The organism is Sphingomonas sp. 8AM (genome assembly GCF_902506455.1).
In the GTDB taxonomy this organism is placed as follows: domain Bacteria; phylum Pseudomonadota; class Alphaproteobacteria; order Sphingomonadales; family Sphingomonadaceae; genus Sphingomonas.
Genome location: NZ_LR733844.1, coordinates 2,157,195 through 2,170,069 on the forward strand (window position 1 = coordinate 2,157,195; position 12,875 = coordinate 2,170,069).

At 67.0% G+C, this 12,875-nt stretch carries 9 protein-coding genes; 7 read left to right on the top strand and 2 right to left on the bottom strand.

The features are described from left to right. Positions 1–34: 34 nt before the first annotated feature. The gene (locus BACI71_RS10085) at positions 35–1,351 is read right to left on the bottom strand and encodes an alpha-L-fucosidase (protein ID WP_201297347.1); all 1,317 of its coding nucleotides are present in this window, start codon (positions 1,349–1,351) and stop codon (positions 35–37) included. A gap of 108 nt (positions 1,352–1,459) precedes the next feature. Then, complete coding sequence (locus BACI71_RS10090) at positions 1,460–2,554, bottom strand: glycoside hydrolase family 43 protein (protein WP_201297348.1); 1,095 nt, start codon at positions 2,552–2,554, stop codon at positions 1,460–1,462. A gap of 336 nt (positions 2,555–2,890) precedes the next feature. Here BACI71_RS10090 and BACI71_RS10095 point away from each other — a divergent pair, with 336 nt between their 5' ends. The 7 genes from BACI71_RS10095 (at position 2,891) to BACI71_RS10125 (ending at position 12,871) form a co-directional block, all read left to right on the top strand. After that, positions 2,891–3,811, top strand: coding sequence for a formylglycine-generating enzyme family protein (locus BACI71_RS10095; protein WP_159761084.1), 921 nt, complete (start codon positions 2,891–2,893; stop codon positions 3,809–3,811). Beyond that, positions 3,808–5,643, top strand: a complete 1,836-nt coding sequence (locus BACI71_RS10100) for an arylsulfatase (RefSeq protein ID WP_159758257.1) — start codon at positions 3,808–3,810, stop codon at positions 5,641–5,643. The genes BACI71_RS10095 and BACI71_RS10100 overlap by 4 nt, the downstream gene beginning before the upstream one ends. A gap of 46 nt (positions 5,644–5,689) precedes the next feature. Continuing rightward, positions 5,690–5,866, top strand: coding sequence for a YezD family protein (locus tag BACI71_RS10105; protein ID WP_159758259.1), 177 nt, complete (start codon positions 5,690–5,692; stop codon positions 5,864–5,866). A 354-nt stretch (positions 5,867–6,220) separates the two neighbouring features. Beyond that, positions 6,221–8,650 carry a TonB-dependent receptor gene (locus BACI71_RS10110; protein ID WP_236552937.1) on the top strand — a complete coding sequence of 810 codons (2,430 nt, stop codon included), beginning with the start codon at positions 6,221–6,223 and terminating at the stop codon, positions 8,648–8,650. 12 nt (positions 8,651–8,662) lie between these two features. Then, entirely contained in the window at positions 8,663–10,024 is a 1,362-nt protein-coding gene (locus BACI71_RS10115) for an MFS transporter (RefSeq protein ID WP_159758261.1), read from the top strand. Between the two features lie 38 nt (positions 10,025–10,062). Beyond that, positions 10,063–10,983: a TauD/TfdA dioxygenase family protein gene (locus tag BACI71_RS10120; protein WP_159758263.1), complete on the top strand. Its 921-nt coding sequence runs from the start codon at positions 10,063–10,065 to the stop codon at positions 10,981–10,983. Positions 10,984–11,125: 142 nt separating this feature from the next. Further along, positions 11,126–12,871, top strand: a complete 1,746-nt coding sequence (locus BACI71_RS10125) for a methyl-accepting chemotaxis protein (RefSeq protein WP_159758265.1) — start codon at positions 11,126–11,128, stop codon at positions 12,869–12,871. Positions 12,872–12,875 lie beyond the last annotated feature (4 nt).

Below are 12,875 nucleotides of genomic sequence, written 5' to 3' on the forward strand. Positions count from 1 at the left end.
TACGTATGCCGCGCCCGCCGCATCCGACCAAGCCTCAGCGCAGCGTCAGTTCGACCACTTGATCCCAGCGCTCGCCGAGCGGCGGTAACCCGCTGATTTCAACGCGGTCCCCGCGCCGCGTCACCGCGACGCCTGCTCCGCCATCGAGCAACCGGGCCGTTGCGACCTGCGCCTTCAGCGGCAGCGCCACCCGCCCGTCATGCGCGCGCAGCAGATGGACGTACACCGTCTTCCCCTTCTGCGTGGTGACGCCCCACTCACCCGCCGACACCGGTCCCCCGCGCGTCCCGTAGATGCTGGCGCCGTTCACCTTCAGCCACTCGCCAATCGTATGAAATGTCGCCAGATTGTCCGGCTGGATCTCGCCATTGGGCATGGGCCCGGTGTTGAGCAGGAAGTTGGCGTTGCGCCCCGCCGCCCCGACCAACGTCTGCACCAGCGTCTTGGGCAACTTGTATTGATCGTCGGTCAGGTTGAAGCCCCAGCTGCCGTTCATCGTCTCGGCGGTTTCCAGCGGCAGCGCGCCGATCGTCGCGGTGCCGCTGAACCCGGTCTTGTTCTCGCCGGGCAAATCGCGCTCAAACGTCTGATAATCCTCGCCCGCGAAGGGCGCGTGATGGTGGTTGTTGACGATCAGCGCGCCGGGCTGAAGCTGGTGGATCAGTCTGTAGGTGCGCTCCAGCCGCCAGCGGTCGCGCAGCGGCGTCTTCTCCTGATCCCACCAGCCGTCGAACCAGATGCCGCCGATCGGCCCATATTGCGTCAGCAACTCGCGCAGCTGCGCGTCCTGATAGTCGAGATACTTGTCCCAGTTGCCCGTCTCGGGCCGCCCGGCCGAATGACCGGTGCGGCCGCGCGGGAAATAATCCGGATGGTGCCAGTCGAGCTGCGAATAATAGAAGAACAGCTTTACGCCCTGCCGCCGGCACGCCGCGGCCAGCTCCGCGATCGGATCGCGCTTGAACGGCGTTGCCTTCACGACATTGTACGGCGACACCTTGCTGTCGAACATCGCGAAGCCGTCGTGATGCTTGCTGGTGATGACGATATAGCGCGCGCCGGCATCCTTGAACGAGCGCACCCAGGCACCGGCGTCGAATTTCTCCGGATAGAAGAACTTCGCGAGCCGCTCATATTTGGTGGCCGGGATCTTGTTGTCCTGCATGATCCATTCGGCACCGCCCGACGACCCCGTCCCGCCCAGCTCGCTGTACAGGCCCCAGTGGAGGAAGATGCCGAACTTGGCGTCCTGAAACCATTCGCGCGCGGCGAGATTGGCGGGGGCCGGGGTGTAGGTCTCGGCCGATTGCGCGTCGGCGGCTGGCACGGCGAGCATCGCCGCGATCGCCACAGTGAAACCCCTCCACAAGCGACGTCGTACGCACTTCATCCCGCTCTCCCGCTTTGTCTTTCAAGCAGGATGACGAGGAAGCGTCGCCCTGTCATCCTCTCCGTCGCCCTACTTCCTTGAGAAATACGCCCGCAGCCGCTCGGCCTCTTCAGGCGTGATCGCCATCACCGTGCCATGCTTGGGCGCGGTGAAGTTCGTCGTCTTCATTGTCGACCCCGGATCGTTGAACCGCCCGATATTGCGGAACGTCTTGAAATCGGTCGTCTCGGCGAAACCCATATTGTTCGGCTTGGCCCCGAACACGTCGTACATCAGCACATAGGTGCTGGTGCCGTACCGCTTCCACAGATTCGGCGCCTCGGCCGCGACCGTCTCGGGGTCGATCTTCTGCGCGTCGTAGACGTATCCGCCGTCGACCCGCCGCGACACCGCCTGCCGAATGCTGCCGGGCTGCTCATGCGCGACATAGAACATGCGATAGCGGTCGCCGACCTTGGTGATGTCGGCGTCGATCGTGTTCACGGCCGGGCGCGGATAGTGCAGGATCTGCTTGGGCTCGGTCGTCAGCGTCGTAAAGGCTGGGTCGGCGAGCGACTGCACCATGAAGTTCGGCCCGTTGCCGATCCGCGTCGTGAAATAGACCATCATCCGCTTGCGCGTCGGATTCCAGATGGTCTCCGGCGCCCAGGCGTTGCCTGCCTTAGCAAAGGCCGGGAACAAGACGCTGACGTTCACCTTCGCCAGCGTCCAGTGCAGCAGGTCGTGGCTCTTCATCAGGATCAGGTTGCGGTTGTTGCCCCAGCCGTAATCCTTCTCGGGCCGCTCCCAGTCGGTCGTGCGCAGCCCCTCGCGCTTGGCGAAAATGTGCAGGTCGGTCATCGACATATAGAAGTCGCCGTCCGGCCCGCGCATGATGTGCGGATCGCGGATACCCTTCTGGTCGGCGACCACGCGTCCTGACAGCACCGGCGCGCCATGGTTGACGTCCGTGAAGGTATAGCCGTCGGCCGAGGTCGCGAAGTGCAGGGAGTGCGTCTCGTCCTTGAAGTAAGCAAGCAGATACGCCGATCGCGCGGAAGCAGTGACGTCGGGCGCGGGATGGCCGGCAAGCGCGGGCACCACGGCCAACTGCCGCGTGGCCAGTGGAGCGTCCGGCGCCGTCGACTGCGCGGACGACGCCGCCGTGCCAAGCACGAGCGCCATAGCCGTAGCTGCAAAAAACGCCTTCATATCCTCTCCCTCGCCGGCCGCCGGGCTGGTCACTGCACGACCTAAATACTCCGACAAGAGGTTGCAACGATTACGATTTGTTTCGCCCGTTCTGCGCAGCCGCCGCGGCGCGCGCCAAGCTGACCTTCTCCGCCGCAAAGAATTGGCCCGTTCGCTAATCCCATCTGATTAGTGTGGATTACGTAACGACTCATCCGGCGGGGGGCCGGGGCGACGAACGGATCGGCAATGACTCGCACGACATCGACCGGATCACGCTTTTCCCGGCACCGGGCGCGGCGCGCCCATGCGGCAGTGGATCGCGCGACGATGGTCGCGCTGCCGGGTGCCACCTTCGCGATGGGATCAACGCGCTTCTATCCGGAGGAAGCGCCGGTGCGCCACGTGCGGGTCGACGCGTTCTGGATCGACCCACACCCGGTCACCAACCGGCAGTTCGCCAAGTTCGTTGCCGCGACCGGCTATCGCACCGTGGCGGAGGTCGCGCCCGATCCGCGCGACTATCCGGGCATGGCCCCCGGCATGGCGCAGGCGGGATCGGCGGTGTTCATGCCGCCTGCGCAGCTGACCGACCCGCGCGACCATCACGCATGGTGGCGGTTCGTCTTCGGCGCCGACTGGCGACACCCGACCGGACCTGGCAGCACGATTGACGGGCTGGACGACCATCCCGTCGTCCATGTCGCGCATCCGGACGCCGCTGCCTATGCGGAATGGGCAGGCAAGTCGCTCCCGACCGAGGCTGAATGGGAATATGCCGCACGCGGCGGGCTCGACGCTGCCGATTACGCCTGGGGTGACGAGCTCGCGCCGGGCGGGCAGATCCTCGCCAATTACTGGCATGGCGCGTTCCCGCTCGCGAACGAGACGCCCGATGGCTGGCTCCGCACATCGCCGGTCGGCAGCTATCCCGCCAACGGCTTCGGCCTGTCCGACATGATCGGTAACGTCTGGGAATGGACCGACGACTGGTATGCGGTCGCCAGCACCGCGACGCGCAGCTGTTGCGCGCCCGCCAACCCGCGCGGCGGCACCCGCGTCGACAGCGGCGGGCGCAAGGTGCTCAAGGGCGGCTCGCATTTGTGCGCGGACAATTACTGCCGCCGCTACCGCCCGGCGGCGCGCCACGCGCAGGCGACCGACACCGGCACGACGCACATCGGCTTTCGCTGCGTCTGGCGCCCCGCGCCGCCCGCTACCGCATTCATCCAAAAGGGGAAGAGACGATGAGACGACCCATGACCGCGCTCGCCGCGATCCTGATGCTGACCGGACAGGCGCAGGCGCAGACGCAACAGCCGTTTTCGGGCAAGATCGGCCGCACGCTCGCGGACTCGGTCGAGGCATGGCCCACCCCGGTCCGCGCGCCGGCCGGTGCGCCCAACATCGTGTGGATCCTGCTCGACGACGTCGGTTATGGCGCCGCCAGTGCGTTCGGGGGCGGGATCAGCACGCCGCGGCTCGAGGAGCTGGCGCAACAGGGGCTGCGCTACACCAACTTCCACACTACCGCGATCTGCGCCCCGACCCGCGCCGCGCTGCTGACCGGGCGCAACAGTTCGTCGGTGCACGTGGCGGGCTTCTCGCATCATCGCCTCGCCGCCGGCTTTCCGGGGTGGGACGGCTATCTGCCGTCTAGCGCGGGCACGGTCGCCGAGATCCTGCACGACAATGGCTATGGCACCTTCGCGGTCGGCAAATATGGTGTGACCCCTGACGAGGACGCGACGGATGCCGGACCGTTCGACCGGTGGCCGACCGGCAAGGGCTTCGACCATTTCTTCGGCTTCCTCGGCTCGCAGACCGACCAGTACAAACCGGATCTGGTGGAGGATCAGGCGCATGTCACCCCTGACGGTCGTCACCTGGGCGAGCAGATCACCGACAAGGCGATCGCCTTCATCGACCGTCAGCGCCACGCCGCGCCGGCGCGCGCCGACGCCGCCGCACCGCCTCCCAAACCATTCTTCCTCTATTATGCGCCCGGTGCGACCCACGCCCCGCATCAGGTACCCGCCGAATGGAGCGACCGCTATCGCGGCAAGTTCGACGCCGGCTGGGACGTCTATCGCCAGCAGGTGTTCGCGCAGCAGCAAAAGCTTGGCACGATCCCGCGCAACGCCGTCCTGCCCGATCGCGACGCCGGGGTTACCGCCTGGGCGAAACTCGGTCCCGACGAGCGACGCCTCTACGCGCGCTTCATGGAGGTCTATGCCGGCTATCTGACCTACACCGATGCGCAGATCGGCCGGCTTGTCGATCACCTCAAGCAGATCGGCCAGTATGACAACACGTTGTTCGTGGTTATGGTCGGCGACAATGGCGCCAGCAAGGAAGGCACGCTCAACGGCGACGTCGATCGTGCGATGACTGCGCCGCCGCTCGGCGCAAAGGAGAATATCGCCTATAACCTCGCGCACATCGACCAGATCGGAAAGCGCGAGGGGATCGAGGCCAATTATCCGCTCGGCTGGGCGCAGGCCGCCAACACGCCGTTCCGCTGCTGGAAACAGGACGCCAATTGCGAGGGCGGGACGCGCAACCCGCTGATCGTGACCTATCCGAAAGGGATCGCGGCCCGTGGCGTTCGATCGCAATACGGCCATGTCATCGACATCCTGCCGACGACGCTCGAGCTGGCGAACGTCGCTGCGCCGACCACGATCCGCGGCGTCGCGCAGCAGCCAATCGAGGGCATTTCGCTCGCTTATTCGATCACCGACGCCGCGGCGCCGTCGCGCCACCGGACGCAATATTACTACATCTTCGGCGCCCGCGCGATCTACCGCGACGGCTGGAAAGCGTCGCTCGCCGCGCACAATCCGCTCATCAACGACGCTGATGTAGGCGTGCCACGCGGCGCGCCGTCGTGGCGGCTGTTCAACCTCGACACCGACCCGACCGAGCGCAACGATCTGGCCGCGAAAAACCCGTCCAAGCTCGCCGAGTTGCAAGCGCTGTTCGACACCGAAGCGCGCACGCACAACCTCTATCCGCTCGTCACCTGGGACGACGTGCGCGCGCGGGGTCGTGCGGCGGCGCCGGAAAGCGGGGCGCATTGACCCCCGCCACACTCCCGTTCACCCCGTCAGCGAAGGCCTCGATACGATGACCGATCAACAATCCGCCGTTGTCGACCGTAAGGACTCCGCCCCGCGCGCCGCCGTGCTGCGCGCGGTCGAAGAGGCGATCGCTGGCCTCGACTATGGCTCGATCATCCTCACCGTGCACGGCGCGCGGGTCGTCCAGCTCGACGTCACCCGCCGCCGCCGCTTTGCCGATTGAACTTTTGGCGTTGATACCAAAGCTTTCGTGACCTGATCTCCTATTAGAACGATAGGTATTCATACAGCGGACTGGCCCGCCGCTTCCGGTTCACCGGGAAAAGGGCCCGCGGCTTTTGATCGGGATGCAGCTTGCTCCGCGTCACCAACGGCTAAAGCGCACGATGCCGAGGCGACCGCGCCAGGTCTCGTGTCTTCCCCCTGATGCGAAGGGGAATGTGATGCGCTTCATCGACTAGACGATCACGCGCCGGCGTACCGTCCGGCGCGCCTTGGACCCAACGACAATGCAGCGACCGGTTTGTGCCGCCTTCGGGGGACGGGCGCCGGATCGCGACGGGAGTTCCACATCTTGTTGCCATCGACCACCTTGGCGGGCGGCGTATCGCGCCGTGCCTGGCGTATCCTGCTGACCGGCCTGCTGGGCGCCACCGCGACCGGCGCGCTCGCCGCCGAACCGCGCGCGGACACCGACCTCACCACTGTTGCCCCGGTTGATCCCGCCGGCACGCCGACCGCCGATCCCGCCACACCCGACGAGGCCGGCGCTGAAGTGCTGGTCACCGCACGCCGCCGGCAAGAGCGCGCGCAGGACGTGCCGATCGCGCTCAGCGTCGTCGGATCGGAAGCGCTGGAACGCACCGGCAATTTCACGCTCGGGCAGGTGCAGCAACTGGTGCCGAGCCTGCAGGTCTTCAGCTTCAACCCGCGCAACACCAACATCAACATTCGCGGGCTCGGCTCGAACGTCGCCCTGACCAACGACGGGCTGGAGAATGGCGTCGGCATCTATATCGACAACGTCTTCTACGGCCGCGTCGGCCAGTCGCAGTTCGACCTGGTCGATCTCGACCGCATCGAGGTGCTGCGCGGGCCGCAGGGAACGTTGTTCGGCAAGAACACCACCGCCGGCGCGATCAACATCTCCACCCGCGCGCCGAGCTTCACGACCGAGTTCGCGGGCGAGGCGACGCTCGGCGATTATGGCTATCATCAGGTGCGCGGCTCGCTGTCGGGGCCGATCGTCGCCGACACCATCGCCTATCGGCTGAGCATCGCCGACACGCATCGCGACGGCTTCCTCACCAACGTCACTACCCGGCAGCGTGCGCAGGACTATGATAATTTTTCCGCGCGGGGACAGTTGCTCATCACGCCGACGCCGACGCTCGCGATCAAGCTGATCGGCGATTACGCGCAGCAGAAGCAGCATTTCGTACTCGGCATCTTCGCCGATTATTTCGGCACCTACGACAACGGGGCCGCGATCCCGAACAACTTCCGCGATCGCACCGCCCGCGCCGGCTACACGCCGCTGCCAGTCGACCCGTTCGCGCGGCGCGGCGAAGCCGACAGCCATTATCAGTCGGACATGAAAAGCTATGGCGCCTCGGCGCAGCTCGACTGGGATCTGGGGCAGGCGGCCCTCACCTCCATCACCGCGTATCGCTGGTGGGACTGGGACCCGGCGAACGATGGCGACAATACGGGACTGGCGGTCACCACCAGAGCCCAGCAGGCGAACCGCCAGCGCCAGTTCAGCCAGGAGATCCGGCTGGCCTCGACCGGCACCAATACGGTCGATTACGTCGTCGGCGCCTATTACTTCTGGCAGATCGTCCGCGGATACGGCGCGACCGCCTACGGCCCCGCTGCCGCGAACTGGAACCTGCCGGCGGTGTCTGCGACAATCGGCAACGCCGCGCTGTCGGGGTTCGAGGCACGCTCGACCTCGACGCCGGAAACCAAAAGCCTCGCCGCCTTCGGGCAGGCGACGTGGAACGCGACCGACGCGCTGCACCTCACGGTCGGGCTACGCTACACCACCGAGCGCAAGAACGGCCGCTTCCAGCAGTTCCATTTCACCGGCGCGGATTTGTCGTCGCTGTCCGCGCAGGCGCGCGCCGCCGCACTTGCGATCCGCAGCCAGTTCAACCCGGTCATGGATTTCACCACCCGGCTCAACGACGACAGCCTCTCGGGACTGGCGACGCTCTCGTACCGTGTCGCGCCGGACGCGTTGCTTTATGCCTCCTATTCGCGCGGCAGCAAATCGGGCGGGCTCAACCTCACCGCGCTGCCCGCCGGAATCGACCCGAACGTCCGGCCGGAAGGCGTCAACGCCTACGAAGTCGGGCTGAAATCGCAATGGTTCGATCGTGCGGTAACGCTCAACCTCGCCGGCTTCTGGACCGACGTCGCGGATTATCAGACCGGCATCACCGAGCAACTCGCCAACACCGTCACCTATCGCCAGTATATCGCGAACATACCCTCGGTGCGCTCGCGCGGGGTCGAGGGCGATCTCGTCTGGTCCCCGACCCGGCACGCCTCGCTCAACGCCTCCTTCAGCTACACCGACGCCACCTACCGCGATTACCGCAACGCGCCACAGGCGCCCGAGCGGCTCAATCTCGGCGGCATCCAGAACCTGACCGGGCAACAACTCGCGGGCGTGCCGAAGTTCACCTACACGCTCGGCGCCGACGCCGCGCAGCCGCTCGGCGGCGCGCTCGAACTGTACGGCCATGCCGATTATGCGCATCGCTCGTCCTTCAACACCACCGCCGGCAACTCGCGCTACGGCATCATCGACGCGTACGGCGTGCTGAACCTGCGCGTTGGCCTGCGCACCGAAGACGCCCGCTGGGACCTGTCCGCCTGGGTCAGGAACGCCGGCGATACCGATTACTTCCAGACGCTGTCGCCGACCAACTTCGGGCTGGTGACCGGCATCGTCGGCGACCCGCGCACGTGGGGCGTCACCCTCCGCACGAAGCTGTGAGGATCCAGCGTTATGGCCACACTCCACGCATCCGTCCTCGCCCCGGTATCGCGCAGCGGCGCGCGGCTCACCCCGCTGCGGCTGGCGGCTTTCTCGTCGCTGACGCTGCCGATCTATGCCGCGCAGGGGCCGCTGGCGGTCTATCTGCCTGCGATCTATGCCGAGCATTACGGGCTGTCGCTGGCGACGATCGGGCTGATCTTCCTGCTCGAACGGGTTTGGGGCGCGGTTGCGGACCCGTTGATCGGCGTGCTCGGCGATTACGGCAGCAGCCGGCTCGGCCGGCGGCGAACGTGGATCCTCGCCGGCGCGATCGTCTATGCCGCCGCCGCCTCGACCCTGTTCTTCCCGCCGGCCGGGTTCGGCGCGCCGCTGCTCGCGGTGGCCCTGTTCCTCTTCTATCTCGGCTGGTCGATGATCCAGATCCCGTATCTGGCATGGTCGGGCGAAATCTCGCGCGACTATGACGAGCGCACCCGTATCGCCACCTATGGCACGGTAGCGGGGTCGATCGCGCTGTTGCTGGTGCTGATCCTGCCGACGATTATCGACCAGCTGCGTCCCGACGATGCCGCGCTGAAGCTCGCCTCGTTCGGGCTGGTGGTGATCGGCGGGCTCGTCGTGACGCTGCCGCTGACGCTGGCCGCGGTCGAGGATAACGGTCGCCCGCCGGTGGCAACCGCGCGGATGCCGTTCGCGCGCGCGGTGCGGCTGATCCTCGGCGAAACGTTGCTGCTGCGCGTGATCCTGTCCGACTTCGCGGTCACGACCGGACAGCTGATCCGCTCGGCGCTGATCGTCTTCTTCGTCAGCGCCTATATGGGGCGCCCTGAATGGGCGAGCGGGCTGTTCCTGTTCCAGTTCGTCTTCGGCATTGCCGCGGGGCCGATCTGGCTGCGGATTTCCACGCGGCTCGGCAAGCACCGTACCGCGATGGTCGGCGAGCTGGTGCAGGTCGCGATCAACCTCGGGCTGTTGCTCGTCACCCCGGCGCGCTTCCCGCTGCTGCTCGCGCTTACGCTGGCGCAGGGGCTCGCGCAGGGCTCGGGCAATCTGATGCTGCGGTCGATGGTCGCCGACGTCGCCGACAAGCACCGGCTGGAGACGGGCGCGGATCGCACCACGCTGTTCTTCTCGGTGTTCAGCCTGACCAGCAAGGCCGGGATGGCTGCCGCGATCGGCATCGCGCTGCCGCTGGTGGCGTGGCTCGGCTTCACGCCGGGCGCGCCGAACAGCGCCGCCGCGCTGCATGGGTTGCTGCTGGTCTTCGCGCTCGGCCCCGCGCTCGCGCACCTGATCTCGGCCGCGAGCCTCTACCGTTTTCCGCTCGACCAGGCCGAGCACGCGCGCATCCGCCGCGCGCTCGCCGACTGAACCATTCCCGCCATCAACCACGAAGAAGGAGAAGTGCCATGACGTCTCTCGTCCACCGGTTCGTGAACGCCGCCGAAGCGGAAAGCCCGCTCGACATCCACCCCGTCGCCGGACGGATCGGCGCCGAGATCCGCGGCGTGAAGCTGGGCGGCGATCTCGACCCGCTGACCGTCGCCGCGATCGAGGCTGCGCTCGTCCGCCACAAGGTGATCTTCTTCCGCGAACAGCATCTCAGCGATGCTGCACACGAGGCGTTCGCGGCGTTGCTCGGCGCGCCGATCGCGCACCCGACGGTGCCGGTCGCCGAAGGATCACGCTACCTGCTCGAACTCGAATCGAAGGAAGGCTACGCCGCGTCGAGCTGGCATACCGATGTCACCTTCGTCCCCGCCTATCCCAAGGCATCGATCCTGCGCGCTTTGGTGATCCCGGACGCAGGCGGCGACACGCTGTGGGCAAACGGCGAGACCGCCTACGAGGAGCTGCCCGACTCACTGCGCACGCTCGTCGACGGGCTCACCGCGATCCATAGCAACGACTATGACTATGCCGAGGTCCTCGCCGGCGCGTCGAAGGCGCAGGAGGAACATCGCAAGGTCTTCACCTCGACGATCTACGAGACCGAACACCCGGTGGTGCGCGTCCATCCGGTAAGCGGCGCACGCTCGCTGCTGCTCGGCCATTTCGTCAAGCGCTTCGCCGGGCTGAACACTGCGGATTCGCAGCGGCTGTTCGCGATCCTGCAGGATCACATCACCAAGCCGGAAAATGTCGTGCGCTGGCGCTGGCAGGCCGGCGACGTGGCGATCTGGGACAATCGCTCGACGCAGCATCGCGCCGTCGCGGACTTCGGATTGCAGCGCCGCCACCTGCGCCGCGCCACCGTCGCCGGTGACGTGCCGCGCGGCGTCGATGGCCGCACCAGCCGCGCGCTCAAGCCCGAGCCGGCGGCGGCCTGACCCGGTCCGGCCCGCCCCGCCAAGGGGCGGGCCACGATCGGCGATCCTCAGCCGGTTTCTGTAAATTAACGCTTATGCTTCATGTGGTTGCGCGACCGCCCCTCAGGCGTCCAGCAAAACAACAGGAAATTGGAAGCGTCTTATGCCGGGTCTGGCAGCAAGGATTCGTGATCTCAGCCTTTCGGCGAAGGTGACGTGGCTCATCGCGCTGTCGCTTTGCCTGCTCTCGCTGGTCACGGCGGGCGTCACCGCCACCGTCCTGGCCGTCAATGCCGAGCGAAGCGCGACCGAACGTCAGGAAGCCAACATGCGCGTCGCGTGGAGCGTCCTCCAGCGCCACGGACGCTCCGTCGCGGTCCACGGAGACCAACTGTCGATCGACGGGCACGTCCTCAACGGCGATCACGGCGCGGTCGACCGCGTCAAGGAACTGGTCGGCGGCACCGCGACGATTTTCCGCGGCGACACGCGCATCGCCACGAACGTCAAGAACAAGGACGGCAGCCGCGCGACCGGCACCAGGCTGACCAGCGATGCGGTGCGCGAGACCGTGCTGCGCGACGGCCGCAACTATCGCGGGCGCGCCGACATCCTCGGCACCAATTATTTCACCGCCTATGATCCGATCAGGGATGCGCACGGGGCTGTCGTCGGCATCCTCTACGTCGGCATCCCCGCCGCTGATTTCCTCGCCAGCGTTCATGAGGTCCAGCGCAGCATCGCGATCGTCGCGGTGCTGGTGACGCTCTGTGCGGCGTTCGCCTGTCTGGCGGTGACGCGCAAGATGTTCCGCCCGCTCGGCGAGATGCGTCACGCCATGACGGCACTGGCCGGCGGCCGCCTCGACGTCGCCGTACCAGGCACCGACCGCCGCGACGAGATCGGCGCGATGGCCAAGGCGCTGGTCGTGTTCCGCGATGCCGGCGAGGCCAAGGCGCGCGCCGATGCCGAGCAACGGCAGGTGGTCGACACGCTCGCGGAACAGCTTGCCGCGCTCGCCAACGGTCGCCTGACCCAGCGGCTCGGGCAGACGCTACCCGCCAGCTATGCGACGCTCGCACGCGATTTCGACCGCGCGCTGTCGTCGATCCATGGCGCCCTGCGAGGGATCAGCACCGGCAGCGAGACTGTCTATCGCTTCACCGCCGAACTGACGCAGGCGTCGGACGATCTGTCGTGCCGCACCGAGCAACAGGCGGCGAGCCTTGAGGAAACCGCCGCGGCGATGAGCGCGATCGCCGATACGGTGAACAATGCCGCCACCGGCGCTGCGGGCGCGCAGGAGGCGATGCACCGCGTCCATGGCGAGGCGCGCGATGGAGGGCAGGTGGTGCGCGAGGCGGTGGCGGCGATGGGCCGGCTGGAGCAGGCCTCAAACGAGATCTCGGAGATCATCGCGGTGATCGACGGCATCGCCTTTCAGACCAACCTGCTGGCGCTCAACGCCGGTGTCGAGGCGGCGCGCGCCGGTGACGCGGGCAAGGGCTTTGCGGTGGTCGCCAGCGAGGTGCGCGCACTCGCCGGGCGCTGCTCTGACGCGGCCACCGACGTGCGGCAGCGGATCGTGCTGAGCAGCCAGCAGGTCGAGACCGGCGTGCGGCTGGTCAACGACACCGGCAGTGCGCTGGCGCGGATCACCGACCAGATCGGCGCGATCACGATGCAGGTGTCCGACATCGCCACCAACGCCGCCGCGCAGGCCGAGGGCCTGCGACAGATCGACATCGCGCTGGCGCAGATCGACGGCACGACGCAGCAGAACGCCGCGATGGTCGAGGAAGTCACCGCGGTGACGCGCAAGCTGGAGGCGCAGGCCGGTGCGCTCGGCAGCCAGATCGCACGCTTCGACGTCGCGGAAAGCCCCGCACCGCTTGCCCGCGCGGCGTGACCGC